Genomic DNA, 24,835 nt, shown 5'->3' on the forward strand with positions numbered 1-24,835 from the left:
GAGCCACGACGTCACATACAGCACCCGAACACGCTCCTGCGGCCGACGTGTCCGACCTCGCTGCGCTGGGGTACGGAGGGGACTTCCACCGCTCGATGAACCTCTGGTCCAGCATCGCGTTGGGCTTCACACGGACCCGCTTGCCGCTGAGCTCCGCAGCCGATCGGTAGGTGACGGAGTGGCGGACCTCGCCGGTGAACGTGCCGGGCAACGTCGGCTGGTTGGGGTGCCACTGGGCGCCGGAGCACACCACCACTTCGCGGTGCTCGGTGCGCACGCCGAAGGCCCGCGTCACCAGCCAGTTGCTGTCGGCGATCGGTTCGACCGAGACAACCTCCTCGCCGAACTCGATCCGTTCGGGCCGACCGCCGGGTCCAGGGTTGGGTCCGGCCGTTGGGCGCGCAGCTCGAACGTGCCGTCCCTTGGACATCACGACCAGACGACCATGGCACCAGAGAGGTTCTGGAACCTGACCCCGGTCTCGATGGCGTCCGCGAGGGTGTCACTTGCCATCAACGCCAAGCCGAGGAACCCATGCGGTCAGGTGCTGAGCAGCCCCAACGGACATCCGAGGTGATCGTCCCCCGTCAAGTCCAGTGCTCGACGGATCACCGCGCTGCGCTGCCGGTAGGACTCGCGATCTCCTGCAGCGGGGGTCGCTCAGCGCGCCACCGTTGCGTGACGGCGGCCGGGATGCGCCATGCATTTTCAGGCGCGTCGCAAAGGCTTCAGCAGACCGCAGGTCGGATCCCCGCAGCGGGCGGACGCGGTGTCAGCTCTTGCCGAGGAACTTCTCGAAGCCCTTGGGGAGGTTCGATGGGTCGAAGTCGGCCATCGGGTCGCCCTTGCCGTCTGCACCACTCGGTGCACCGAACGCGCTCGCCGCCGCATTGGCACGCCCGGCGGCGGCACGCTCGGCGGCAGCGCGCTCCTCCGCGGCACGCTTGGCGGGGTTGCCGCTCTTGCTCTTGCGGCGCTGCGGCTGCTGCTGACGACCGCGCTTGCCGGTCCCGGGGATGCCCGGCATACCCGGCAGTCCGCCACCACCTCCGCGCGCGAGCGACTTCATCATCTTCTGCGCCTGTCCGAACCGCTCCAGGAGCTGGTTGACGTCGGTCACGGTCACGCCCGAGCCCTTGGCGATGCGCAGCCGGCGGGAGCCGTTGATCTGCTTCGGGTGGGTGCGCTCGAACGGGGTCATCGACCGGACCATCGCCTCGATGCGGTCGAACTCGCGGTCGTCGAAGGCGTCGAGCTGGTCACGCATCCCCTGCATGCCCGGCATCATCTTGAGCATCGACTTCAGCGAGCCCATGCGCTTGATGGCGTTCATCTGCTGGAGGAAGTCCTCGAAGGTGAAGTCCTCCTCGGCCAGGAACTTGCGCGCCATCTCGTCGGCCTGGCGCTTGTCGAACGCCTTCTCGGCCTGCTCGATGAGGGTGAGCACGTCGCCCATGTCGAGGATGCGGCTGGCCATGCGGTCGGGGTGGAAGACCTCGACATCGGTGACCTTCTCGCCGACCGACGCGAACATGATCGGCTCGCCGGTGATCTCGGTGACCGAGAGCGCCGCACCACCGCGAGCGTCGCCGTCGAGCTTGGAGAGCACCACACCGGTGAAGGCGACGCCCTCGTGGAACGCCTGGGCGGTCTCGACCGCGGCCTGGCCGATCATCGCGTCGATGACGAACAGGACCTCGTCGGGCTGGATCGCGGCGCGGATGTCCGCCGCCTGCTGCATGAGGTCCGCGTCGACGGCGAGGCGACCGGCGGTGTCGACGATGACGACGTCGTACTGCTTGGCGCGAGCCTGCTCGATACCCATCCGCGAGACCGCGACCGGGTCGCCGAACGACCGCGTCCCCTCCCCTGACTCCAGCACGGCGTCGTGGCCGCCCATGTTGCCGCGCTCGGGAGCGAATACGGGCACCCCGGCGCGCTCACCGGTCACCTCGAGCTGCGAGACGGCGTTGGGCCGCTGCAGGTCCGCGGCCACGAGCAGCGGGGTGTGTCCCTGGTCCTTGAGCCAGCGGCCGAGCTTGCCGGCGAAGGTCGTCTTGCCGGAGCCCTGCAGGCCCGCGAGCATGATGACGGTCGGCGGGGTCTTGGCGAAGCGGATCGTGCGCGTCTGCCCGCCGAGGATGCCGACGAGCTCCTCGTTCACGATCTTGACGACCTGCTGGGCCGGGTTGAGCGCCTGGCTGACCTCGGCGCCGAGCGCGCGCTCGCGCACCGCGGCGGTGAACCGCTTGACGACGGGCAGGGCCACGTCCGCGTCGAGCAGCGCGAGCCGGATGTCACGGATCGTCGCGTTGACGTCGTGCTCCGACAGGCGGCCCTTGCCGCGCAGATTCTTGAAAGTGGCGGTCAGCCGGTCAGACAGGGATGCGAACACCCGGCAACTTTATCCGTTTGGCGCGCAACTACCGATTCGACGCCCATCAGCCGCCGTCGCACGTGTCGATGATCATGGCCACGGCCTGCGCCGCGCGCGCCGGCGCGAGCTGCCCGCCGCCGAACTCCGTCACATAGAAGGTGTCCAGCGTCTGGCCGGCATATGTGGCGATATGGGCCGAACGCACCGACAGGGAGGCGCGAGCCAGCGTGATGCCGATGTCCTGGAGCAGGCCGGGGCGGTCCGTCGCCCGCACCTCGATCACGGTCGCGCTGTCCGACGCGCTGCTGATCACCATCGCCCGTGTCGAGTCGGGCGAGCCCGACCCGGGGCTGCGAAGGCCGGTGGAGGACTTGCGGCGCTGCAGCTTGCCGAGTGGTGCCCTGTCCCCAGCTGCGACCCGGACGAGGTCGCGGGCAAGGATCTCGGGCAGGGGCGTCTCGCCGCCGGGCGAGTCGACCCACCACTCGTTGACGGCGAGCCCGTCGAGGGTCCGGACGATGGCGGAGCGCACGACGAACCCGTGCGCTGCGAGCAGACCGGCGGTGTCGGCGAAGAGGCCGGCGCGGTCCCGGGCGATGATGTCGACGCGGTGGGCTCCCCCGAGGGAGGACACCGTCACGTAGGGCTCGCCGGACGCGACGCGCTCGAGCGCAGCGTCCGAGAGCGGCAAGGACTCGATCGGCTCCACGACGAGTGGGCCCTCTCCGTGCGTCTGGGCGGTGAGTGCCGTCCGGCAGGCGGTGTAGAGCCGCATGACGAGCCCGGCTCGCCAGTCGCTCCAGGCCTTCGGGCCGGCGGCTGACGCGTCCGCCTCGGTGAGGGCGCGCAGGAGGTCGAGGGTGGTGACCGAGCCATCGACGGCGGCCGTGAGCGCCGCGATGGTCGCGCGGTCCTCCGGGTCGCGGCGGGTGGCGAGGTCCACGAGGGTGAGGTGCTCGCGGACGAGCCGCACGACGACGGCCCGGTCGGGCGCCGAAACGCCCATGCGCTCGAGCGCCGTCTCGGCGAGGGCGGCGCCGGTGGCGGAGTGGTCCTGCGTGCCGGGCACCTTGCCGATGTCGTGCAGGACCGCCGCGAGCATGAGCAGGTCGGGGCGGGCGACGTCGCGGACCATCCCGCTCGCCGCGACGACCGTCTCGATGAGATGCCGGTCGACCGTGTGGCGGTGCACGGCGTTGCGCTGTGGGCGGCTGCGGACCGCCTTCCACTCCGGGATCCAGCGCTCGACGACACCGGCGAGGTCGAGCCCTTCCCACACAGTCACCAGCCCGGGCCCGGCGGCCAGCAGGTCCGCGAACAGGTTGCGGGCCACCTCCGGCCACGGCTCGGGAAGTGGGGGTGCTTGTGCCGCAAGGTTCTTCAGTGTGGCCGGAGACAGAGGTATGCCGCCGCGCGCAGCGACGACGGCCGCGCGCAGTGGGATGATCGGATCCGACGAGAGGTCTGCCGACGGGCCGAGCACCGCTTCACCGTCGTGCCGGTAGAGCCCGTAGCCGAGCGGGGAGAGCTGGGGCCGTCGCGGGCCGACCCGCAGGGTCCTCGCACGCTGGGACTGCATCGCTCGCCGCAGAGTCCCGTCGACGGCATACGCGATCGTGCGCGCCGATGTGGACAGGTCGGTGAGCAGGTCGTCGGCGTCCGTGTAACCCAGCAGCGCCGCGCTCGCATCCTGGTCGTCCCTGGTGAGGCGGTCGCGACCGCGGCCGGTCACGACGTGGATCGCGTCGCGCACGTCGAGAATCCGCTCGTATGCCGCGTCGACCTCGCCGTGCGGGCGGTCCGTCAGCCAGGCCGCGGTGAGCGCCCGGAGCACCGCCATGTCCCGGAGCCCGCCATGGGCCTCCTTGAGGTCCGGCTCGATGAGGTGGGCGAGGTCGCCCTGGCGCGCGTGCCGGCTCACCACCGACTCGTGCATCTCGTCGAGCCTGGTCCGGGCGTTGGCGCGCCAGTCGTGCGCCACCGTCGAGCGGGCGGCGTTGACGACGTCCGCGTCGCCGGCCACGTGGGTCAGGTCGAGCAGGCCCACGGCCGCCGAGAGATCCTCGGACGCAACAGCCCGGCAGTCGGCCACGGTGCGGACGCTGTGGTCGAGCCGGACCCCCGCGTCCCAGATCGGGTACCAGAGCTTGTCGGCAAAGGCGCCGACCTCCTTGCCCGACAGCCCTCGTGGGTGGTGCACGAGGACGAGGTCGTAGTCGCTGAGCGGCCCGCCGTCACCCCGCGCGAGCGAGCCGACTGCGGCCAGGGCCACGCCCTCGTGCCGGCGGCCGGCGCACGCATCGCGCCAGAGCTCCTGGAGCCACCCGAACCCGAACTCCGCGAGCGCCCGGCGGCGGGTCTGCCCCGCCCCGGGCGTCGCGAAGGTCCGGGTGCCGGCGAGGTCCAGACGTCGTGAGGTCACATCCGTCATGGGGTTCCTCGCCGCCCCTTCTAGAGTGCGTCCACGCCGCGCTCGCCGGTGCGAACCCGCACCACCTCGTCGACGGGAACCGACCAGATCTTGCCGTCCCCGATCCGACCGGTCTGCGCAGCCTTGAGGATGACCTCGAGGACGTCGCCCGCGTCGACGTCGTCGACGAGGACCTCGAGGCGCACCTTCGGCACGAAGTCGACGGTGTACTCGGCGCCGCGGTAGACCTCGCTGTGGCCGCGCTGGCGGCCGTAGCCGCTGGCCTCGCTGATGGTCATGCCGGCGACTCCGAAGGCCTCGAGGGCCTCCTTCACCTCGTCGAGCTGGTGGGGCTTGATGATCGCGGTGATGAGCTTCATGCGGATGCCTCCTCCTTGGCAGCGCTCTCGGCGGACGGAGCGGATGCAGGTGACGGGGTCGTCGCGGACGTGTGGCCGGCCAGGACGCCCGTGCGCGTGCCGCCGATCGAGCCGAAGTCGTACGCGGTCTCTGCGTGCTCCGCGAGGTCGACGCCGCTGGACTCCTCGTCCGGAGTCACCCGGAAGCCGATGGTCTTGTGGAGCAGGAGCCCCAGCAGGTAGGTGACCACGAACGAGAAGATCATGACGGCAAACGCCCCTTCGAGCTGGGCGAGCAGCTGCGATGCTCCACCACCGTAGAACACGCCCTCGTTGACATCGATGCCAGCGGCTCCGGTGGGGCTGCCCTTGGTGGCGAGGAAGCCGATGAGGATCGTGCCGATGAGGCCGCCGACGAGGTGGACGCCCACGACGTCGAGGCTGTCGTCGAAGCCGAACCTGAACTTCAGGCCGACGGCGAGGGCACACCCGACGCCGGCGAGCAGCCCGACGATGAGCGCACCGACCGGCGACACGGTCGCACAGGCGGGAGTGATGGCGACGAGGCCCGCAACGACACCCGATGCCGCACCGAGGGAGGTCGCGTGGCCGTCCCGAACCTTCTCGACGACGAGCCAGCCGAGCATCGCCGTGGCCGTCGCGGCGAGGGTGTTGACCCAGACGCCCGCTGCCTGGGCGCCGGCACCGAGCGCCGAGCCGGCGTTGAAGCCGAACCAGCCGAACCACAGGATGCCGGCACCGATCATCACCAGCGTGAGGTTGTGCGGGCGCATGGGGTCGCGCTTGAAGCCGAGCCGCTTGCCGAGGACGAGGGCCAGTGCCAGGCCGGCCGCACCGGCGTTGATGTGGATCGCCGTGCCGCCCGCGAAGTCGTAGGCACCGACGCCGCCGAGGAACATGCCCTCGGCCTTGTTGGCGATCCAGCCACCGGTCTCCGCGGCGTAGCCGCTGAAGGCGAAGACCCAGTGGGCCGCCGGGAAGTAGACGAACGTGGCCCACAGGACGGTGAAGATCGTCCACGTGCTGAACTTCGCCCGGTCGGCAATGGCGCCCGACACGAGGGCGACCGCGATGATCGCGAAGACGACCTGGAACGCCACGAACGCCATGCCGGGGATACCGCCCGAGGCGGCCGTACCGGTCGCGGCGTCCGCTGGGACGTACCCGTAGATCTTCTCGAGCACGCCGCTCAGGCCGAACTCGGCGAACGGGTTGCCGAGGAGACCGCCACCGATGTCGGGGCCGAACGCCTCGCTGTATCCCCAGAGGATCCACACCGTGCCGACCGTTCCCATGGTGATGAACGACATCATCATCATGTTGAGGACGCTCTTGGTGCGGACCATGCCGCCGTAGAAGAGGGCAAGGCCCGGGGTCATGAACAGGACCAATGCGGCCGCCGCCAGCACCCAGGCAGTGTTGCCGCTGTCGATGAACGGCGTGTCCGCCGTCACGAAGGTAAGAGGGCTCATGGCCACGACGATGGACCGCACGCGTGTCACCCGATGTCACCGTTTGTTACAGCGGTGTCAACAACGGCCGGTCGGTGTTAGCGGGTGGTTTCGGCAGGAGGGGCCGTCCGGGATGTGGACCATCACATGGGCTCGCTTGGCTCGCGGGTCCGGCGCCCCTTGACGTCGCGCCTTCCCTATCTTTGGGCTCGCTCCGCTCGCCAGTTCGGCGCGGCCTGACGTCACGCCTTCCCTCCTCGACTCGCTCGCTGGCGCTCGCCATATCTTCGCGCTCGCTTCGCTCGCGGGTCCGGCGCGCCCTGACGTCGCGCCTTCCCTCCTCGGCTCGCTCGCTGGCGCTCGCTTCGCTCGTCGGTCCAGGCGCGACGCGCGCCGGACTGGCTCATCGGTCCAGGCGCGACGCGCGCCGAACCATGACATGGGCTCGCTCCGCTCGCCGCGTTCGGCGCGCCCTGACGTCGCGCCTTCCCTCCTCGACTCGCTCGCTGGCGCTCGCTTCGCTCGTGGTCCAGGCGCGACGCGCGCCGAACCATTTACATGACGATGGCGTCGACGAAGGCTGCTGGGTCGAAGGGAGCAAGGTCGTCGGGGCCCTCGCCGAGGCCGACGAGCTTGACCGGGACACCGAGCTGGCGCTGGACCGCGACGACGATGCCGCCCTTGGCGGTGCCGTCGAGCTTGGTCAGCACGATGCCGGTGACGTCGACCGCCTCGGCGAAGACCTTCGCCTGCTGGAGGCCGTTCTGGCCCGTGGTCGCGTCGAGGACGAGGAGAACCTCGTCGATCTCGCTCTGCTTCTCGATAACGCGCTTGACCTTGCCGAGCTCGTTCATGAGGTCGACCTTGTTGTGCAGGCGGCCAGCGGTGTCGATGATGACGACGTCGACCTCCTGCTCGATGCCGGCCTTGACGGCGTCGAAGGCGACCGCCGCCGGGTCGGCGCCGTCGCGGTCGGAGCGCACCGTCGGCACGCCCACGCGCGCGCCCCAGGTCTCGAGCTGGTCGGCGGCCGCCGCGCGGAACGTGTCGGCGGCGCCGAGGAGAACGTCACGGTCCTCCGCGACGAGCACCCGGGCGAGCTTGCCGACGGTCGTCGTCTTGCCGGTGCCGTTGACGCCGACGACGAGGATGACGGCCGGGCGGTCACCCACCCTGCGTGACGCGATGCGACGGTCCATCTCCGGCTGCACGAGGGTGAGCAGGTCGTCGCGGAGCCAGCCACGCACGGTCGCCTCGTCGGTCGCACCGTCGACCTTGACGCGGGTGCGCAGCGAGTCGACCAGCTCGGTCGTCGCGTCGACGCCGAGGTCGGCGCCGATGAGGGTGTCCTCGACCTCCTCCCACGCTTCCTCGTCGAGCTTGCCGCGGGAGAGCAGGGCGAGCAGGCCCTTGCCGATCGAGGTGTTGGAGCGCGCGAGACGGGCCCTCATGCGCTGCAGGCGACCCCGGGCGGACTCGGGCCGCTCGATGGCTGGGGCGGTCGGCTCCGGGGGTGCCTCGACCTCCGGCGCTTCCGGCGTCGTGGTCGGCACGCCTGGAGGCGCCGCGACCTCGGTGGACTCGGGCGGCGGGCGCCGGTCGAGATCCTCACCGGGCAGACCCGGCCTCGCCGGCGGCGCCTTCCGCTCGATGGTCGGCGCGCCACCGCGGTCGCGACCGCGCATCAGGTTGACGCCGAACGCGATGATCCCCGCGAGGATGACGACGCCGATGATGACGTAGATCAGGGCTGTGTCCACGGCAGCCATCCAACCACGGGCAGCGGACCTCCTCCCGGGTCGTTCAGCGGTATGCCGCTCGTCAGGTGCGCGCTCAGTGGGTGCGCGCGCGGGTGCCGACCTTTGCGAACCGCCGTCGGACCGACAGCGCGACGTCGAGTCCTCTCTGGGTGAGCAGGCCTCGGCCGCCCCGATGCGCCGGCACCGCGACGTAGCCGACGACCGCAACCCCGAGAACGGTGGCAGTCAGCATCGCGAGGACCAGGAGGAGCATGTGACCAGAGTGACACATGTGACTGGTGTGGCGAAATGGGCTCGCCGGGACACGTCCACCGCGCGGCCCGGACTCAGGCCGAGCGCTGGTCCGCGACGTCGCGCAGGCGCTGCGAGACCACGGTGGTCACGCCGTCGCCGCGCATGCTCACGCCGTAGAGCGCGTCGGCGATCTCCATCGTCTTCTTCTGGTGCGTGATGACGATGAGCTGAGAGCTGTCGCGCAGCTCCTCGAACAGCGTGATGAGGCGGCCGAGGTTGGCGTCGTCGAGTGCGGCCTCGACCTCGTCCATGATGTAGAACGGCGATGGGCGGGCCTTGAAGATGGCCACGAGCAGCGCCACGGCGACGAGGGACCGCTCTCCACCGGACAGCAGCGAGAGGCGCTTGATCTTCTTGCCTGGTGGACGCGCCTCGACCTCGAGGCCGGTCGTCAGCATGTTGGACGGGTCGGTGAGCACGAGCCGACCCTCGCCACCTGGGAAGAGCCGCTGGAAGACGCGCTCGAACTGCACTGCGGTGTCCTCGAAGGCCTCGGCGAACACGCGCTCGACGCGCTCGTCGACCTCCTTGACGATGTCGAGCAGGTCGCGCTTCGAGCTCTTGAGGTCTTCGAGCTGCTCCGTGAGGAACTTGTGTCGCTCCTCCAGCGCCGAGAACTCTTCCAGCGCAAGGGGGTTGATCCGCCCGAGGGCGTTCAGCCGGCGCTCGGCTGCTCGGAGGCGCTTCTCCTGAGCCTCCCGCACGAACGGCACCGGTTCGGGCAGCGCGGCGTCGGGATCGGCGTCGGGGTCGGGCACGAACGGCACTGGACGGTGCGGGCCGTACTCGTCGACCAGCGCCTCGGGCGAGATGCCGAGCTCCTCGACGGCCCTGGTCTCGAGCTGCTCGATCCGGAGCCGCTGCTGGGCGCGGGCCACCTCGTCGCGATGCACCGAGTCCGTGAGCTCGCGCAGCTCGGCCTGCAGGGTCGCGATGTCACGCCGGACCACGGCGAGCTCGGCGTCGCGCTCGGTACGCGCCTGCTCGCCGGCGGCCCGCGCGCGGCCGGCCTGCTCCGCGGACTCGACGAGCAGAGCGTGCGCCCAGCCCGCGGCGGTGCCGACGGCGGCCGCGACGGCAGCCTCGCGCTGCCGGCGCTCGCGCCGGGCTGCAAGTCGTTCGCGGGCCTGCTCCTCGTGCAGAGCCGAGCGCTCGAGGGCATCGGCGCGGTCCTTCAACGCCCGGGCGCGTTCCTCGCGGGTGCGCAGGGCCAGCCGCAGCTCGGTCTCGGCCGCACGGGCCTCGCGGGCGACCTCGTCGAGGCGCTCGCGCTCGTCGGTCGACGGGTCGGTGTCGTCCACGCCCTCGGCACTGGCCGCGTCGAGGCGCTCCAGCAGGGCCGCGTGCTCCAGCTGGTCGCTCTCGAGGGCGGCGGTGGCGTCGGAGATGGCGTGCTCGGTGCGGTCGACCTCGGCCCGCGCCGCGCGCAGCGTCTGCCCGAGCGAGCCGAGCTTCTCGGCCACCGCGGCCATCCGGGCGTCGCTCTCGTTGAGCTTCTCGAGCGCCGCCTCGACGTCGTCGTTCAGGTCGCGGAGGGCGGCCTCGGCTCCGGCGACCCGGAACCTCGCCTCCTCACCGTCACGGGTGGCTGCCGCGACGGTCGACTGGGCGTCCTCGAGAGCCGCCTGGAGCTCGATGAGGCTGGGTGCGGACTGGCTCCCGCCGCGCACGGTGCCCGGTGCGTAGACGTCGCCGTCGCGGGTCACCGCCGTCACGCCGGGGTGCAGGCGGACCAGGCGCGTCGCTGCGCTGACGTCGGCCACGAGAGCCACACGCTCGAGCACCTGCTCGACGGCGGGTCGCACCGAGTCGGGGCAGGTCACGACGTCACGGGCCCAGCGGCCGTCGCCCTCGAGGCGTGGCCAGGCCGCCGGGTCGACCCGGGTCGCGGACTCGGCGACGAGCAGGCTCGCGCGGCCGGAGTCGGACGCGCGGAGCGCATCGAGCGCGGTCGCTGCGGCATCGAGGGACCCGACGACGAGCGCCTCCGCTGCTGACCCGAGCGCTGCCGCCACGGCGTTCTCCAGGCCCGGCTGCACGGTGACGAGCGACGCGACGGAGCCGACGATGGCGTGGGCCTCGTCGGCGGCAGCGAGCAGCGCCGCGGCTCCGTCCTTGCGGCTCAGGCTGAGCTCCAGTGCCTCGACCTTGGCCGATGCGGCCGTGCGCGCCCGGTCGGCGGCAGTCTCGGCGTCCTTCCAGCGGGCGAGCTCGGCCTCAGCGGCCTCGAGCCGCGCCGCCGCCTGCTCGTATGCCGTGTCGAGCCCCTGCTCGCCCTCCTCGTCCTGGGCGACGGTCGCCTCGAGACGCGCGAACTCGTGCTCGGCCTCCGCGGCGCGGGCGAGCCCCTGCTCCACGGTGGCGCGCAAGCGTCCGAGCTCGGCCTCCCGAGCCTCGACGCGCGAGGCCCGGGCGCCGACCTGGCCGCCGAGCTTGGCCAGGCCCTCGCGCCGGTCGGCTGCGGCCCGGGTGGCCCGCGCGAGGCGCGAGGTCTCCTCGGCGACATCACGCTCGGCCGCGGTGCGCAGCAGCACCGCCTCCTCCAGCGACTCGCGCGCCTCGGCGATCTCGGCGAGCAGCTCGGCCTCCTGCTCCCGGACCGTCGCGGCCTGCTCGCGCAGCTGCTCGGGGTCGCGCGCCTGCGTGCCCGCCTCGGGCTCGTCGTCCTCGCTGAGCAGGCGGACGCGCTCGGCCGCCAGTGAGCGGGTGGAGGCCATCCGCTCGACCAGCCGTCCGAGCGAGACGTACTCGTCCTGCGCCTGCGCCAAGGCCGGCCGGGACCGCTCGGCTGCGGTCTCGAGCTCGCCCAGCCGGGTGGAGAGGCCCGACATCGCCGCCTCGACCTCGGTGCGACGCTCGATGAGTGCCGACTCGTCGGCGACCTCCTGCTCGAGCGTCGAGGTGAGCTGGACCAAGTCGTCTGCGACGAGCCGCAGCCGGGCGTCGCGGGCGTCGGTCTGGATGACCGCGGCCTTGCGCGCGGTCTCCGCCTGCCGGCCGAGCGGCCCCAGCTGGCGGCGGATCTCGGCTGTGAGGTCCTGCACGCGCGTGAGGTTGGCCTCCATCGTCTCGAGCTTGCGCAGCGCCCGCTCCTTGCGCTTGCGGTGCTTGAGGACGCCCGCGGCCTCCTCGATGAAGCCCCGGCGCTCCTCAGGGGTGGCCCGCAGCACGGTGTCGAGCTGGCCCTGGCCGACGATGACGTGCATCTCGCGGCCGATGCCGCTGTCGGAGAGCAGCTCCTGGATGTCGAGCAGCCGGCACGGCGTGCCGTTGATGGAGTAGTCGGATCCGCCGTTGCGGAACATCGTGCGGGCGATCGTCACCTCGGTGTAGTCGATCGGCAGCGCTCCGTCGGAGTTGTCGATCGTCAGCGCGACCTCGGCCCGGCCGAGCGGGGCCCGCCCGGCAGTGCCGGCGAAGATGACGTCCTCCATCTTGCCGCCGCGCAGCGACTTCGCGCCCTGCTCACCCATCACCCACGCGAGTGCGTCGACGACATTGGACTTGCCGGAGCCGTTGGGCCCCACGATGCAGGTGATCCCTTGCTCGAGGCGCAGGTGGGTCGCCGAGGCGAAGGACTTGAAGCCCTTCAGGGTGAGGCTCTTGACGTACACGAACCCGAGTTTCCTTTGTCCAGCCAGCGACGATCCCGGTCAGCGTACTAGCCGCGGCCCGGCACCTCCGGGACGTCCGCGGACGCCGGGCGAGGCGGAACAGTCGGCCGAGCGCACGAGGTCTGCTCACGGCATACCGTGTACGGGTGACCCGAACGACCGCCCCAGCAGACCCGCACGCCGTGACGAGCCTCGAGCGTCTGCTCGAGGTCTACCCGACGGCACCGGCGGTCAACTCGATCGCCAAGGAGTCCCGGACGATCACCCGTGGGCAGGCCAGGATCATCGAGGCGTCACCGTTCGTCGTCGTGGCGACCGTGGGCGAGGGCGGGCTGGACCAGTCGCCGAGGGGCGACCACCCGGGCTTCGTGGTGGTCCGCGACGAACGCACGCTCGTCATTCCCGACCGGCGGGGCAACAACCGCCTCGACACCCTGCGCAACATCGTGGCCGACCCCCGCGTCGGCCTGATCTTCCTCGTCCCGGGACTGGGCGAGGAGCTGCGCGTCCGCGGCACCGCGATCCTCTCGACCGACCCTGAAGAGCTCGCCCGGCACGAGGTGCAGGGCAAGCGTCCCGCGTCTGTCATCGTCGTCACCGTCGAGCGCTGCTACTTCCAGTGCGCGCGCGCCATCAAGCGAAGCCGGTTGTGGGACAACGAGGCCCACGTCGAGCGTGGCTCCCTCCCGACTGCTGGGCAGCTCACCCGCGAGGCGGGCGGCTTCACCTCGGACGAGGAGGCAGCGGCATACGACGCCGCCCTGGACGCGAGGCAGGACGCCACGCTCTACTGAGCGCCGCTCGGGAGGGCGCGTCACTCCTCGCCGTTGGCGAGGCGCTCGTGGTGGTGGATGACCTCGGCGATGATGAAGTTGAGGAACTTCTCCGCGAAGACCGGGTCGAGACCCGCCTCGTCCGCGAGCGCCCGGAGCCGGGCGATCTGCCGCTCCTCACGGCCGGGGTCCGCGGCCGGCAGGTGCTGCTCGGCCTTGAGCCGGCCGACCTGCTGGGTGCACTTGAACCGCTCGGCGAGCAGGTGCACGAGCGCGGCGTCGATGTTGTCGATGCTGCTGCGCAGGCGCAGCAGCTCGGCCGGGACATCGGGCGGCTCGTTCATCCGGTCAGCCTAGGTGGGTCACCGTTCGTCGAATCCGCGGATTCCGTCCTTCGGGACGCCGGCCTGCACGACAACGCTCTCCACCTGACCGGGCCGTCGGGTGGTCGACGGCTGCTCCCGGAGCAGCTCCTCGAGGCGCGCCACGGAGTCTCGGTCCCCCTGCGCGACGATCTCGACTCGCCCGTCGGGCAAGTTGCGGGCGTGCCCGGCGAGACCGAGCTCCAGCGCCGTCGCACGCGCCCACCACCGGAAACCGACTCCCTGCACCCAGCCGCGCACGAAGATCGTCACGCGCACCAGGTCCGGTGTCGCGAGCGGGTCGGGGCACATGCCCACACCGTATGCCGCTGGTGCACCTCCCTGGGATGCCGCGCCTCCCGCTCGGGCCCCCCGCGAGCCTCCGCAACCCGTGCCCCAACCGTAACTATGCTCACTCCAGGCACCGTGGTGACTCCACCCACCCTGGGCCCAAGGAGGAAACGACGTGACAACGTCGGCCATTTCTCGGGCGGAAGGTTCCGGACACTCCGCCGACGCGGCCGCGGCAACCAGCCAGCGGTCCGAGGGGCGTGCGCGTCCCTGGCGAATCGAGGGCCTCGACGGGCTGCGGGCGCTGGCCATCATCGGCGTGCTGGTCTACCACCTCAACGCGTCCTGGCTGCCCGGGGGCTTCCTGGGCGTCGACGTCTTCTTCGTCGTGTCCGGCTTCCTCATCACGACCCTGCTGGTCCGGGAGCATCGCCGGACCGGCCGGGTCGCGCTCTCGAGCTTCTGGGTGCGCCGCGCCCGCCGGCTGGTGCCCGCGCTCGTGCTCTGCGTGCTGGTCAGCGTCCTGATGGCACGGCTCGTGAGCCAGGACCTGCTCGTCTCGATCGAGCGGCAGGTCCTCGGTGCCCTGACCTTCTCGACGAACTGGGTCGAGATCACCGCGGGGTCCAGCTACTTCGACCAGACTGCACCGCAGCTGTTCATGAACTTCTGGTCGCTGGCCGTCGAGGAGCAGTTCTACCTCCTGTGGCCGTTCGTCACCATCGTGCTGCTCGCCACGGCCGGACGGGTCCGTGTCGGCGTGGCAGTGGTCGCGGGTGCGGCCTCGGCGTTGCTCATGGCCCTGCAGTTCGTGCCGGGCAGCGACGCCACGCGGGTGTACTACGGCACCGACACCCACCTGGTGGGCCTCATGGTCGGCGCAGCCCTCGCCTTCGCCTGGGCCAGCCCGCGCCTGTCCCAGCGGGTCCTGCCGTCTCGGTGGGGGCGCTTCGGGCCGTATGCCGTCCCGCTGGCGGCCGCGGTGCTGCTCGCCGAGATGGTCCTGCTCGACGAGGAGTCGACACTGACCTTCCGTGGCGGCATCGCGCTCGCCTCGGTCGCGACCGCCGTGCTTGTCATGGGGGTCCTCGACCGGCGTCCCGGCCGGCTCACCCTCTGGCAGCGCATGGTGAGTCATCCGGCTCCGACGTGGGTGGGGGCCAGGTCGTACTCGATCTACCTGTGGCACTGGCCGGTGATCCTGCTCGTCGCGCTGGACAACCCGGCGGCGCCGGGGACAACGAGCTTCTGGCTCACCCGGCTCTGGTGCGTGGTCGTCACGCTGGCGCTCGCCGACCTGACCTTCCGTCTGGTCGAGAGTCCGTTCCGCTCCCGCGGCTTCCGCGGGGTGACCTCGATGGTGCGTACCCGTATCGGCGGGCTGGGCCGGCGGGCGAAGCAAGGCGTCGCGGTGGGCGCCGCGGTGCTCGCCGTGACCACCGCGGTCGTGCTCGCCACCGCCCCCGACATGAGCGAGACCGCCCGAATGCTTGCCGCGAACGAGGCCGACGCGCAGCCGGACTCCTCCGCCGGCTCGACGACGGCCGCCACTCGCGCCGGCACCGCGCCGAGCACGTCACCAAACGCGGCACCAAACGCGGCGCCGATCGCCAGGAACGCCTCGTTCACGATGCCGGCGGGCCCGGAGATCGACGCCTACGGCGACTCGATCATGGTCGGGAGCCTGCAGGCGTTGCGCTACTACTTCCCCGGCATCCGCATCGACGCCAAGTCCAACCGGCGCTGGTCCGACGCGGTCACGCAGGTCACCGAGCGTGGGGCCGACAACCGGCGGGCCGTCATCCTGGCCTTCGGCACCAACGCCGGGGTCGACGAGGACGAGGCGGACAAGGTGCTCGACCTCCTCGGACCGAACCGCATGATCGTCCTCGTCAACATCATGGGTCCCTTCTCACGCATCGACACCGACAACACGACGCTCGACCTCATCGCGCGCGACCGGCCCAACGTCATCGTCGCGGACTGGGCTTCGGCCGTGCGCGCGCACCCCGAGCAGGTCCAGTCCGACCGCGTTCACCCGACGATCAAGGGCGCACACCTGTTCTCGAAGACCGTCCGCCAGGCCCTGGCCGACCTGTCCGAGCGCCACACCGGCAAGCCGGTGGTGCTCAAGGAGCTTCCGATCCCGTGATCGTGGCGAACTCTGGTGTCCGCAGGCTGCGGATGCAGTAGGACGGACCCATGGACCTACGAGCGAGCTCTCGACCGAGCCGTGAAGCCCTCGTTGCCGCTGCCGCGCGGCTTCGCAGCAGCCTGGTGCCCCGGTCGCCGCACGGGACGCCGCGCCACTTCACGCGGCCCTCGACGACGCTCGCCGAACGGTGGACGGCGATCGATGGCGTCCGCGTCTTCTTCCGGGAGACACCGCAGCCCGACCCCGGATCCAGGGTCATGGTCCACCTTCACGGGTTCGGGCTCTCCGGCCGTTACCTGCTGCCCACCGCGGAGCGGCTCTCCGGCGAGTTCCACACGCTCGTGCCCGACCTGCCCGGCTTCGGTCGCAGCGGCAACGCAGCCGACCCTCTCGACGTCACCGGGCTGGCCCGCGCGGCCGCTGCGTTCCTCGACGCACTCGGCATCGAGCGGGCCAGCTTCGTCGGCAACTCCATGGGGTGCGCGGTGATCTGCGAGTTCGCCCACCACTTTCCCGAGCGGATCGAGCGTGCCATCCTGGTGGCCCCGGCCGGCGGGCTGCACAACCAGCCACTCGGGCGCGCGGTCACGCAGCTCGCACTGGACGGCATACGGGAGCCGGCGCGGCTCATCGGTGTCGCCGCGCCCGACTACCTCCGGTTCGGGCTGCCCAGCACGCTGCGACTCTTCCAGGCGCTGACCCGCTTCCCGGCCCTGGACCGCCTGCTCGCCATGGACGTGCCGACGATGGCGGTGATCGGCTCACGCGACCCGCTCATGCCGCTGCCGCCGAGGCTGCGGGAGGTCGCCGGAGAGACCGAGAGCCACGCGCTGCTCGTCGTCATCGAGGGCGCCGCGCACGCCATCAACTTCAGCCACCCCGGCGAGCTCGCGAACGTCATCCGCCAGTTCATGGCCGACGAGGCGATCGTCGACGACCCCGACTCCCCGGGCCAGGCCCGCGCGTACGAGCTGCACCGCGGCCAGGCACGGGAAGCCCGATCGAGCCCGGAGAGCCGTGCGGAGGAAGGCAAGGCCTGACGGCGCCGCGCACGCGCCGCAGCGAAGCGAGGCGCCAACCTTATGCGGGAGCAGCCGCGGCCGCGTCGATCTCGCCCGCCAGCGCCTTCTCGTCGGCCTTGAGCTCCTTCTTCTCGACCTTCTCGGCCCGCTTCAGCTCGGCCTCGACCCGTCGCTCGAGATCGGTCGCGGCGACGACGACGAGCCCGCTCTGGCCCCTGTCGAGGAGCTCGCCGAGCTCCTTGAGGTCCGAGCGGCTCATGCCTGCGGCGACGTGCCCGGCCAGCGCGCCGAGGCCGGCCCCGGTGGCGCCGCCCCAGAGCAGCCCGGCACCCAGTGCGACGGCCGGGAAGAGCGCCACGACGGCGCCGCCGACCAGGCCGATGCCGAGACCGCCCCACGCACCCTGCCGGGTGGGCTGCTCGTGCTTCTCGACGATCTTGACCTTGCCGTCCGAGCCGCGCGTCAGGACCGCCGCGTCGTAGGTGTCGATGAGCCCGGACTCCTTGTAGAGCTCACGCACCGCCTCGAAGTCGGCGACGGCAGCCTCCTCCGACTCGTAGGACGCCGCCAGCACCATGTACGTGTCGAAAGCCATCTGGATCCCCTTGGATTCGTCGGTTCGCGACCCGCGGGCATCACGGGGCGCCCACCGATCGTCCGTTGCCAGGTCGCCGCGCCGCGTCACACGCAGCGGGTGAGATGCGCACCGGCAGGTCAGGTGGGGACGACGGCGTCGCCGACCCGCAGGTGCGCGCCGGCAGGCAGTGGGAGCACGGGTGTGAGCCGGATGCCGAACCATGTCGCGCCGTCCCACTTGCGGTGGCGCGCCAGGGTGCGGATCGGCTCCTTCGTCGTATGCAGCTGCACGCGGTCGATCGTCGTCATGACACACCGATCGACGACCATCGTCGCCCGGAACGGTACGTCGCCGATCCGCACGACCGACCACGAGTCCTCCGCGAAGGGCTCGTTCCCGTCGACGACGACGTTCGGTCGGAACCGCTCCTGGCGCAGCGGCTCGGCGGGCTCCTCGCCCCGTTCGAGGGCTGTCTCGAGCACCCAGTCGTTGAGACGCGTCAGGGACGCCTCCGACGTCAGGTGGATGGGCGCTGCGTCGGCGAACGAGTTGCGGTCGCCCGACTGCCCCCCGAGGTCGGGCCGGATCGGCCGTACCATGTCGTCGTCCTGCCAGACCAGCCGCAGTGGCTGCCCGACCCGTTCCGAGAGCCACTCGGAGACCTCGGGGGATCCCGGCACGGCGCTCGCCTGTCCCCAGAAGCCGACCGGCACGGGCGTCCCGTCGCGCGGCGGGACTGCGACGACGGCCTCCGCGCCCGGGGCGCGCAGCCGCACGGCACCGTCTGCCAGCGGCTCGGCGCTCACCCCCAGCAGCTGGTGCTCCTCGCGCGCCGTGACCTTGGTGCCGTCGGGTGCGACGACGGCCCAGCGACGGTCGCCGACCAGGCCGCGCGCGTCGACGTCTGCCGCCTGTGGTGCGACGCCCGCGAGGGACTTGACCGGGTAGACGTTGAGACCCGTGACGCGCAGCGTGCTCACGCGACCCCGCTCACTCGGCGAGCCACGCGGCATACGCGTCGAAGGTGTACGGCCTCCCGAGGAAGTCCTCGACGAGGTCCGCGGCGTCCCGTCGTCCGCCGGGTGCCAGCACCTTGTCGCGGTAGGCCCCGGCGACCTCCGGGTCGAACAGGTCGCTGCGGTCGAACGCCGAGAACATGTCCTTGGCGATGACGAGCGACCACATGTACGTGTAGTAGGCCGAGCTGTAGCCGTCGAGGTGCCCGAAGTGGCAGTGCATGTGCGTGCCGGCGAGGTACGGGAAGACGGAGTACGTCGCCATGAGGTCGCGCAGCCTGGCGGTGAGGTCGTCGGTCGGGTTGACGTGGAAGTCGTAGGACAGCGCGGCGTAGAACATCTGGGTCCGCGCGTCGTAGCCCTTGCCGAAGTCGTCGGCCCGGCGCATGGCCTCGACGAGCCCGGGCGGGATGGTCTCACCGTCGGCGTTGCGCGCGAAGGTCGCGAGCACCGTTGCGTCCCAAGCCCATTCCTCGAGCATCTGGCTCGGCGCCTCGACGAAGTCCCACTCGGTCGCGACCCCGGAGAAGCGGACCCACTGCTGGCGCCCGGCCAGGACGTGGTGCACGAGGTGCCCGAACTCGTGGAACAGGGTCACCACCTCGTCGTGCTCCATGAGCCCGCGGTTGAAGTTGCAGACGAGCACGCCCTCGGCGAGCTGGACGTCGGTGACGCCGCGCACGAGGTCGAACTGGGCGGCGTGCTTGTACTTGCCGTCGCGAGGGTGCAGGTCGAGGTGGATCCGGCCGATCCGCTGCCCGCCGAACGACACGTCATAGGTCGCGACCTCGTCGTGCCAGGTGCCGGCGTCGGCGACGGGTGCCCACTCGACCCCGAAGAGGCGCCCGGTCACGTCGAGCAGTCCCTGGCGCACGGCCTCGAACGGGAAGTAGGTGCGGACCCGTTGTGCGTCGACCGCGAGCTGCTCCTTGCGGACCAGCTCGCCGTAGTAGAAGGTGTCGGCCCCGTCGATGTCGGTGGCGTCGGGACGGTCCTGCCGGAGCCGCTCGAGCAGGACCGCCTTGTCACGCTCGGCGCTCGACGTGGACAGCTCGGTGATGCGCTCGATGAACTCCCCGATCGCCTTCCCGTTGCCGATCATCTTGACCTCGGCGTCGTAGTCGGCCCACGTGTCGTAGCCGAGCAGCGCGGCGTGCTCACGACGGACGGCGAAGATGTCCTGCAGCACCTGGTCGTTGTCCGGCCAGGCGATGGTGAGGAACTCGGTGACGAGGTCGCGCCGCGCCTGCGCGTCGTGCGCGAAGGTGCGGAAGGGGACGACGTCGGGGTAGTCGGTCGTGACGGTGACGAGGCCGTCCTCGTCAGCTGGGTGAGCCTCGACCCAGTCCTGCGGCATACCGGCGAGGCGCTCGGGCTCGATACGGATGCTGCGGACGTTCTCGCGGATGTTCTTGCTGAAGTCCTGGCTGAGCAGGATCGCGCGCTCGCTCAGCTCGCGCAGGCGCTCCCGGGTAGCCTCGTCGCGGTCGACACCGGAGCGCCGGAAGTCCCGAAGCGTCCGTTCGAGCACTCGAACCGCGTCGGCATCAAGGCCTTCGGCGTCGAGCCCGGCGAACACGGCATACAGCTCCTGGTCGAGCCCGAGGTCGGTGTCGAGCTTCTGGACCTCCTGGGCAACCGCCTCGGCGCGGTCGCGCACCTCCTTGTCGGGGTGCACCTCGGAGAACAGCGAGGCCACCGACGCGGCGTTCGACAGCGCGACCTGCGCGTCGTTCCACGTGCGGAGCACCTCCAGCGACTCGCGGGGCGGGTCGGCCTTGAGCGCGTCGACGAGCGCTCGGGCGCGGGCGAGCTGGTCGTCGCCGCGGGCTCCCACCCACTCGAGCCAGTCTCGGTCGGCGGGCATGGTCAGGTGCGTGGCCTCGGTCGTCACAGACCGCACTGTATGCCGCCGGGGCGACGCCGCGTCGACCGATTACTCCCAGAGCCGAAGCGAGCGTGTGACGATCCTGGTCAGGTCGTCCGCTCCGACCGGCTTCGGGCTGGTCGCAAGCAGCCGCTGCTGCTTCAGTGCGCCCTCGACGAGCGCCTCCACATCGGACTCCCCATAGCCCACGGCCGCGAGGCCGTTGGGCATCCCGATGTCGCGCATGAGGCCGACGATCACGGCGGGGAGGACTCCGGACGGGTCGCCCGGGTCGACCTTCGGTGGCTCGTCCGGAGCGAGCAGCCGGGCAGCGGCCAGGTGGCGCTCGGGCGCCGCGTCGAACGTCCACCGGAATGCCTCGGGTGCCGTCAGGGCCACTGCCATGCCGTGTGGCACGAGGGGTTCGCCGGGCGGGTAGCCGTCGGGGTGGAAGTCGCGGACCCGTCCGGCGACCGGGTACGCGTTCGCGTGCGGGATGTGGACTCCGGCGTTGCCGAACCCGAGCCCCGCGAACGTTGCCGCGAGCGCCATCTCACCCCGAGCGGCCTCGTCCTCCCCGTCACGAACCGCTCTGCGGAAAGCGTTGCCCAGCAAGGCCATCGAGCGCTCGGCCCAGAGATCGGAGATGGGGTTGCTGCCGCAGTACGGCACCCGCTCCCCCGGCTGTTTCCGCTCGAACGAGGTGTACGGACGGGCGGTCCAGCTCTCCAGAGCGTGGCAGAGGATGTCCATCCCGGCCGCCGCGGTCACCCCCGCGGGCTGGCTCGTCGTGAGTCTCGGGTCGACGACGGCGAGCGTCGGCCTCAGGCGCACGTGACTGATGCCGGTCTTGACCTTGAGGGACAGCACGTCGAGCACGCAGATCGTCGTGCTCTCGGCGCCGGTGCCGGTCGTGGTCGGCACCGCCACGAGCGGGGCCAGCGGCGACGTGGGCGCGCGGCCGGCCCCGACGGGAACGTTGACGTAGTCCATCAGCGAGCCGCCATTGGTCAGGATCAGGTCGACCGCCTTGGCCGTGTCGATGGACGACCCCCCGCCGACCGCGACGAACGCGTCGAACGGCCCGTCCGCGCGGGCCCGCTCGACCGCGGCCTCCAGGCTCGCGTCGGTGGGTTCCACGTGGGCCGAGTCGTGCACGACGGCCACGACGCCGTAGGCCGCCATCCGCCCGGCGACGCGGTCGGGCATGCCGGTCGCGCGCAGCCCGGGGTCTGTGACGAGCAGTACCCGCCGGGCTCCGAGCGTGGCCAGGTCGTGGCCGATCTCGTCCGCGGCGCCCGGACCGAACTTGAGCATGGGCGCGCCGTAGGTGAACACCGACTCGGGCCTGGCTGCCGACCACGTCATGATGCGGACCCTACGCTGGGAGGCATGGCAGCCGAGCGGACCGGGACTCTCGTGGTCGGAGCCGGCCAGTCCGGCATCTCACTCGTCACTGCGCTGCGCGAGCTCGGCGACACCGAGCCCGTCATGCTCGTCGGCGACGAGGCTGAGCCGCCCTACGACCGCCCGCCGCTGTCCAAGACCTACCTGCGCGGCGAGCACCACCGCGACTCACTGGTCTTCCACGGCCCGCAATGGTTCGCCGAGCACGGGATCACTCTCGTCACCGGTGACCCGGTCGCGCAGATCGCCCGCGACCGCGAGGGCGGCCGGGCAACGACGCGCGCAGGCCGCGAGGTCGAGTTCGCCCGCCTCGCTCTGACCACGGGTGCGGCCAACCGGGCCCTGCCGGTCGACGGCGCCGACGCGGACGGCGTCCTGTCCGTGCGCACCCTCGCCGACGCCGACCTGCTCGCACCCGCCCTCCGGGAGGCCCGCGAGGTCATCGTCGTCGGGGGTGGCTTCATCGGGCTGGAGGTCGCGGCCGGCGCTCGCCTGCTCGGCGCGAACGTCACCGTCGTCGAGGCGACCGACCGGCTCCTCGGGCGCTCGGTCACCCCCCTGCTGTCCGACTTCTACCTCGCCGCGCACGAGCGCCGCGGCACGCGAGTTCTCCTCGACGCCGATGTTGTTCGGGTCACCGCCCAGGACGGTCGAGCCTCCGGCGTCGAGCTCGAGGACGGCCGCACGCTCACGGCCGACCTGGTCGTGGTCGGGATCGGGGTCGCCCCGCGTACCGAGCTGGCGGAGCAGCTCGGCCTGGCCGTCGAGCGGCGCGGGGTGGTCGTCGACGAGTATGCCCTCACCTCCGACGGCGTGACCGTGGCCGCCGGCGACTGCGCGGTCGGCCCCAACCCCTTCATCCGCGGCCTGCCCGGGCCGACTCGCCTCGAGAGCGTGCAGCACGCGACGGACCAGGCGCGCGCCGCGGCGGCGACGCTCGTGGGACGCCCCGCGGCATACCGGCAGGTGCCGTGGTTCTGGAGCGACCAGGGCCAGCTGCGCCTCCAGATCGCCGGGCTCCCCCACGGCGCCGACCACGTCGTGGTGCGCGGCGACCTCGGCGCCGAGGCCTTCTCCATCCTCAGCTACCGCGACGGGCTGCTCATCGCCACCGAGTCAGTCGGGTCCTCGGCCGACTACCTCACTGTCAAACGCGCCCTGGAGAAGGGTATGAGTATCCCGGCCGATGCGGCCGCCGACGTGAACGTCCCCCTCAAGCGACTCCTCACCCGCGTCGACGACGCCACGGTGTGATGACGCGCCAGGCGCGGGCCCCTGCGCTAGCGTGACAAAACGTCGCAAAACGAAGGGACTGATCGCATGCAGTCAGTGGCAGGTCTGTCCACGGCGGGCACACTCCTCAGCGTCAACGCCGTCGACTACATCATCATCGCGCTCTACTTCGTCTTCGTTCTCGGCATCGGGTTGCTGGCCCGGCGGTCCGTGTCCGACTCCATCGACTTCTTCCTCTCGGGCCGCTCGCTGCCCGCCTGGGTGACCGGCCTGGCGTTCATCTCCGCCAACCTCGGTGCCGTCGAGATCATGGGCATGTCGGCCAACGGCGCCGAGATCGGCATCGCCACCGTGCACTACTTCTGGGTCGGCGCGATCCCCGCGATGCTGTTCCTCGGCGTCGTGATGATGCCCTTCTACTACGGCTCGAAGGTCCGATCGGTGCCGGAGTTCATGTTCCGCCGTTTCGGCACGGGCGCGCACCTGGTCAACGCGATCAGCTTCGCCGTCGCGCAGCTGCTCATCGCGGGTGTCAACCTCTACCTGCTGGGCTCGATCGTCCACGCCCTGCTCGGCTGGCCGCTGTGGGTCGCACTCCTCGTCGCGGCCGCGATCGTGCTGTCCTACATCACGCTCGGTGGCCTCTCAGCGGCGATCTACAACGAGGTGCTCCAGTTCTTCGTCATCGTCGCCGCGCTGCTGCCGCTGACGCTGATCGGCCTGCACCGGCTCGGCGGCTGGCAGGGCCTCAAGGACCGGATCACCGAGTTCGCCGACCGGGCTCCGGCCGCCGCCGGCGTCCCGCCCGCCGACCAGCAGCTCCACTCCTGGCCCGGCGAGGCGCTCTCCGGGTTCTCCTCGCCGTTCTGGTCGGTCGTCGGCATCGTCTTCGGGCTCGGCTTCGTGCTCTCCTTCGGCTACTGGACGACCAACTTCGTCGAGGTCCAGAGAGCGATGGCCTCGAACTCGCTGTCCGCGGCACGACGGACCCCCATCATCGGCGCCTTCCCCAAGATGTTCGTGCCGTTCCTGGTCATCGTCCCAGGCATGATCGCCGCGGTCATGGTGCCCGAGATCGGCCAGCTCAAGAACGGCGGCTCCCCGCCGGGAGGCGCGTCGGGCGAGGGCGTCAAGTACAACGACTCCCTCCTGCTGCTCATGCGCGACATCCTGCCCAACGGCCTGCTCGGCGTGGCCATCGCAGGCCTGCTGGCCGCGTTCATGGCCGGCATGGCCGCGAACATCTCGGCGTTCAACACCGTCTTCAGCTACGACCTGTGGCAGCGCTACATCCGCAAGGACCACTCCGACGACTACTACCTGCGGATCGGCCGCCTCGCGACGGTCGCGGCGACGGTCATCGCGATCTTCACCGCCATCGTCGCCAGCTCCTTCTCCAACGTCATGGACTATCTCCAGACGCTCTTCGGCTTCTTCAACGCACCGCTGTTCGCGACCTTCATCGTCGGCATGTTCTGGAAACGGATGACACCGACGGCCGGCTGGGTGGGCCTCGTGAGCGGCACCCTGGCCGCGGTCCTGGTCGCGTTCCTGAGCAAGGACGCCTTCGGCAGCGTGAGCCGTGGCGTGCTGCCGATCGAGGGACAGGGCGCGGCCTTCCTCGCGGCCTCGGCGGCGTTCATCGTCGACGTCGCGGTGAGCGTGTTCGTGTCCTACCGGACCCAGCCCAAACCCGCCTCCGAGCTGCGCGGTCTCGTCTACTCCGAGACGCCGCGCGAGGAGCTCATCGACCCGCACGAGGCACGGGCGCCGTGGTACCAGCGCACGCTGCCGCTCGCCGGGGTCGCGCTCGCGATGGTCATCGTCCTCAACATCGCCTTCTGAG

The 24,835-nt window shown here is 71.2% G+C and carries 18 protein-coding genes; 5 read left to right on the top strand and 13 right to left on the bottom strand.

Going from position 1 to position 24,835, the window contains the following annotated elements; translation table 11 throughout:
• Window positions 1–772 precede the first annotated feature (772 nt).
• From ffh to smc, 7 genes are all read right to left on the bottom strand, one after another.
• Window positions 773–2,395, bottom strand: coding sequence for a signal recognition particle protein (gene ffh / locus ACWEOW_RS07440; RefSeq protein ID WP_452268539.1), 1,623 nt, complete (start codon window positions 2,393–2,395; stop codon window positions 773–775).
• A 46-nt stretch (window positions 2,396–2,441) separates the two neighbouring features.
• A complete protein-coding gene (locus ACWEOW_RS07445; RefSeq protein WP_452268540.1) occupies window positions 2,442–4,808 on the bottom strand; it encodes a [protein-PII] uridylyltransferase in 2,367 nt (788 codons plus the stop codon).
• A 20-nt stretch (window positions 4,809–4,828) separates the two neighbouring features.
• Window positions 4,829–5,167, bottom strand: a complete 339-nt coding sequence (locus ACWEOW_RS07450) for a P-II family nitrogen regulator (protein WP_452268541.1) — start codon at window positions 5,165–5,167, stop codon at window positions 4,829–4,831.
• A complete protein-coding gene (locus ACWEOW_RS07455) occupies window positions 5,164–6,639 on the bottom strand; it encodes an ammonium transporter (RefSeq protein ID WP_452268542.1) in 1,476 nt (491 codons plus the stop codon). The genes ACWEOW_RS07450 and ACWEOW_RS07455 overlap by 4 nt, the downstream gene beginning before the upstream one ends.
• Before the next feature lie 533 nt (window positions 6,640–7,172).
• Entirely contained in the window at window positions 7,173–8,387 is a 1,215-nt protein-coding gene (gene ftsY, locus ACWEOW_RS07460; RefSeq protein ID WP_452268543.1) for a signal recognition particle-docking protein FtsY, read from the bottom strand.
• A 64-nt stretch (window positions 8,388–8,451) separates the two neighbouring features.
• Window positions 8,452–8,631 carry a hypothetical protein gene (locus tag ACWEOW_RS07465; protein WP_452268544.1) on the bottom strand — a complete coding sequence of 60 codons (180 nt, stop codon included), beginning with the start codon at window positions 8,629–8,631 and terminating at the stop codon, window positions 8,452–8,454.
• A 73-nt stretch (window positions 8,632–8,704) separates the two neighbouring features.
• Window positions 8,705–12,286 carry a chromosome segregation protein SMC gene (gene smc / locus ACWEOW_RS07470; RefSeq protein ID WP_452268545.1) on the bottom strand — a complete coding sequence of 1,194 codons (3,582 nt, stop codon included), beginning with the start codon at window positions 12,284–12,286 and terminating at the stop codon, window positions 8,705–8,707.
• A gap of 146 nt (window positions 12,287–12,432) precedes the next feature.
• Between smc and ACWEOW_RS07475 the strand changes: the two genes are divergently transcribed.
• Entirely contained in the window at window positions 12,433–13,080 is a 648-nt protein-coding gene (locus tag ACWEOW_RS07475) for an MSMEG_1061 family FMN-dependent PPOX-type flavoprotein (protein ID WP_452268546.1), read from the top strand.
• 20 nt (window positions 13,081–13,100) lie between these two features.
• Here the strand turns inward: ACWEOW_RS07475 and ACWEOW_RS07480 are convergent, their stop codons facing one another.
• Window positions 13,101–13,403: a chorismate mutase gene (locus ACWEOW_RS07480; RefSeq protein ID WP_452268547.1), complete on the bottom strand. Its 303-nt coding sequence runs from the start codon at window positions 13,401–13,403 to the stop codon at window positions 13,101–13,103.
• An 18-nt stretch (window positions 13,404–13,421) separates the two neighbouring features.
• Window positions 13,422–13,733, bottom strand: a complete 312-nt coding sequence (locus ACWEOW_RS07485; protein WP_452268548.1) for an acylphosphatase — start codon at window positions 13,731–13,733, stop codon at window positions 13,422–13,424.
• Window positions 13,734–13,887: 154 nt separating this feature from the next.
• On the opposite strand from ACWEOW_RS07485, the gene ACWEOW_RS07490 reads away from it, so the two are divergent.
• Both ACWEOW_RS07490 and ACWEOW_RS07495 read left to right on the top strand, forming a co-directional pair.
• Entirely contained in the window at window positions 13,888–15,864 is a 1,977-nt protein-coding gene (locus ACWEOW_RS07490) for an acyltransferase family protein (RefSeq protein ID WP_452268549.1), read from the top strand.
• 50 nt (window positions 15,865–15,914) lie between these two features.
• On the top strand, window positions 15,915–16,907 hold the full coding sequence (locus ACWEOW_RS07495; protein WP_452268550.1) for an alpha/beta fold hydrolase: 993 nt from the start codon (window positions 15,915–15,917) through the stop codon (window positions 16,905–16,907).
• A gap of 40 nt (window positions 16,908–16,947) precedes the next feature.
• Here ACWEOW_RS07495 and ACWEOW_RS07500 read toward each other — a convergent pair whose 3' ends face one another.
• The 4 genes from ACWEOW_RS07500 to ACWEOW_RS07515 all read right to left on the bottom strand — a co-directional run bounded on the left by ACWEOW_RS07500 (window position 16,948) and on the right by ACWEOW_RS07515 (window position 21,717).
• Window positions 16,948–17,484 (bottom strand): DUF1269 domain-containing protein, encoded by a 537-nt coding sequence (locus ACWEOW_RS07500; protein WP_452268551.1) that lies wholly within the window; start codon window positions 17,482–17,484, stop codon window positions 16,948–16,950.
• 119 nt (window positions 17,485–17,603) lie between these two features.
• On the bottom strand, window positions 17,604–18,446 hold the full coding sequence (locus tag ACWEOW_RS07505; protein ID WP_452268552.1) for an MOSC domain-containing protein: 843 nt from the start codon (window positions 18,444–18,446) through the stop codon (window positions 17,604–17,606).
• Window positions 18,447–18,456: 10 nt separating this feature from the next.
• A complete protein-coding gene (locus ACWEOW_RS07510) occupies window positions 18,457–20,376 on the bottom strand; it encodes a M3 family metallopeptidase (protein WP_452268553.1) in 1,920 nt (639 codons plus the stop codon).
• A gap of 42 nt (window positions 20,377–20,418) precedes the next feature.
• The gene (locus ACWEOW_RS07515) at window positions 20,419–21,717 is read right to left on the bottom strand and encodes a hydroxyacid-oxoacid transhydrogenase (RefSeq protein ID WP_452268554.1); all 1,299 of its coding nucleotides are present in this window, start codon (window positions 21,715–21,717) and stop codon (window positions 20,419–20,421) included.
• Between the two features lie 24 nt (window positions 21,718–21,741).
• On the opposite strand from ACWEOW_RS07515, the gene ACWEOW_RS07520 reads away from it, so the two are divergent.
• Window positions 21,742–23,010 carry an NAD(P)/FAD-dependent oxidoreductase gene (locus ACWEOW_RS07520; RefSeq protein ID WP_452268555.1) on the top strand — a complete coding sequence of 423 codons (1,269 nt, stop codon included), beginning with the start codon at window positions 21,742–21,744 and terminating at the stop codon, window positions 23,008–23,010.
• Window positions 23,011–23,076: 66 nt separating this feature from the next.
• Window positions 23,077–24,834: a sodium:solute symporter family protein gene (locus ACWEOW_RS07525; RefSeq protein ID WP_452268556.1), complete on the top strand. Its 1,758-nt coding sequence runs from the start codon at window positions 23,077–23,079 to the stop codon at window positions 24,832–24,834.
• Window position 24,835 lies beyond the last annotated feature (1 nt).

This window comes from Monashia sp. NPDC004114, assembly GCF_053603855.1.

Coding starts and splice junctions, on each gene's coding strand:
- ftsY (WP_452268543.1), bottom strand. CDS start 8,387: ATGGCTGCCGTGGACACAGCCCTGATCTACGTCATCATCGGCGTCGTC.
- ACWEOW_RS07455 (WP_452268542.1), bottom strand. CDS start 6,639: ATGAGCCCTCTTACCTTCGTGACGGCGGACACGCCGTTCATCGACAGC.
- ACWEOW_RS07445 (WP_452268540.1), bottom strand. CDS start 4,808: ATGACGGATGTGACCTCACGACGTCTGGACCTCGCCGGCACCCGGACC.
- ACWEOW_RS07485 (WP_452268548.1), bottom strand. CDS start 13,733: ATGTGCCCCGACCCGCTCGCGACACCGGACCTGGTGCGCGTGACGATC.
- ACWEOW_RS07520 (WP_452268555.1), top strand. CDS start 21,742: ATGGCAGCCGAGCGGACCGGGACTCTCGTGGTCGGAGCCGGCCAGTCC.
- ACWEOW_RS07495 (WP_452268550.1), top strand. CDS start 15,915: ATGGACCTACGAGCGAGCTCTCGACCGAGCCGTGAAGCCCTCGTTGCC.
- ACWEOW_RS07515 (WP_452268554.1), bottom strand. CDS start 21,717: ATGACGTGGTCGGCAGCCAGGCCCGAGTCGGTGTTCACCTACGGCGCG.
- ACWEOW_RS07500 (WP_452268551.1), bottom strand. CDS start 17,484: ATGGCTTTCGACACGTACATGGTGCTGGCGGCGTCCTACGAGTCGGAG.
- ACWEOW_RS07465 (WP_452268544.1), bottom strand. CDS start 8,631: ATGCTCCTCCTGGTCCTCGCGATGCTGACTGCCACCGTTCTCGGGGTT.
- ACWEOW_RS07525 (WP_452268556.1), top strand. CDS start 23,077: ATGCAGTCAGTGGCAGGTCTGTCCACGGCGGGCACACTCCTCAGCGTC.
- ACWEOW_RS07480 (WP_452268547.1), bottom strand. CDS start 13,403: ATGAACGAGCCGCCCGATGTCCCGGCCGAGCTGCTGCGCCTGCGCAGC.
- ACWEOW_RS07450 (WP_452268541.1), bottom strand. CDS start 5,167: ATGAAGCTCATCACCGCGATCATCAAGCCCCACCAGCTCGACGAGGTG.